The sequence below is a fragment of the Okeania hirsuta genome (assembly GCF_003838195.1).
In the GTDB taxonomy this organism is placed as follows: domain Bacteria; phylum Cyanobacteriota; class Cyanobacteriia; order Cyanobacteriales; family Microcoleaceae; genus Okeania; species Okeania hirsuta.
In genome coordinates, this window is sequence record NZ_RCBY01000606.1 from 1 (window position 1) to 1,173 (window position 1,173).

At 47.6% G+C, this 1,173-nt stretch carries 1 protein-coding gene; it reads right to left on the reverse strand.

Going from position 1 to position 1,173, the window contains the following annotated elements:
- Nucleotides 1-354, reverse strand: a 354-nt coding sequence (locus D5R40_RS38745) for a M28 family peptidase (RefSeq protein WP_205127863.1), incomplete at its 3' end; no start/stop codon positions are given.
- Between the last annotated feature and the right edge of the window lie 819 nt (nt 355-1,173).

Sequence of the window (1,173 nt, forward strand, 5' to 3'; positions counted from 1 at the left end):
AACCTTTCTAAACTTCTTGCTAAATACACTTTCATCCGCATCGGCAGTGAACCCCCTTGGCGTAAACCCGCCGCGGTCGGATTCGATAGCTGCCATATGGTATTCGCCAGCAGCATCCGAGGCCACTTGATATGCTCTACCACCAGCTAGGCCATTTTCTTCATTCATAAACATCACGCAACGCAAAGTTCGTTTGGGCTGGTACCCTAAGGCCTTGAGGACCGAATACCTCCATGGATTGAACACATCCCGCACCATCGTCATCGCGCCTTCCCCAACATCCCAAGAATCTAGGTGCCCACTCCAAAATAATTTCATCTGTGATAGTAGAGCCTTTAATTTCTCCAATGACATTATAAAAAGCTTAGGCTCATCATTTTACTGGTATTCCGAATATAAACACGCACCTCTTCTCCTCCAACAGCTACTCAACACATCTGCGTCCATCGTGCTAATCCCTACCCAGAATGGCACTACGCCTCTTCATAGACGAGTCCACCCGTATGTGGAATATCATCCAGGCCTTTGCGTCATAGAATCGAACCAGTGCCGCCACTGCACCCAGGCGGGAAGCCCTGGAAGCGCCCAATGCTCTCTGATCTACTGCCCACCATAAGCAGCGAAGGTGTTCATCTGTCGGGGTCCATAGGCCGATTGAAGAACACGATCTTGCCTTCCCCTTTTCTCTACCCAGTTTTTCCAACTCATCCAAGCTTTTTACCTCTACCACTGGCGCAGTTACCCCTTTGGGACCAGTACCTATAGAGTTGCCCAACTCAAGGCATCCAGTTCCACAGATCCCATCTTAAAGGAATTCACTACGCGCACGACCTCTTGTCTCCACGAACCCAATGGGAACCATGCACTCTTGCAGATATACACTATCCAAGACATCGTATCCAACATCTGCCGAGTGTACTCTACCGCAGCGGCAGCCTGGGAGAACACCTAATCTAGCTCCAATATCTTTAGTTAGACTTCTTAACCAATTGTAAGCCTGGCTCTCTGTCAGGCCTCATCGTAGATCTTTCTGATAAATCGAGCATCGTCCTCATACTTGGCCGACTGACCATAAGACACAGAAAATGAACAGGTTAAAAAAGAAAAACAACAAAATAAGTAAGGAAGGGATTTCATCTTTATGGTTTTTACTGGCGAAACTAAGCCATTAAC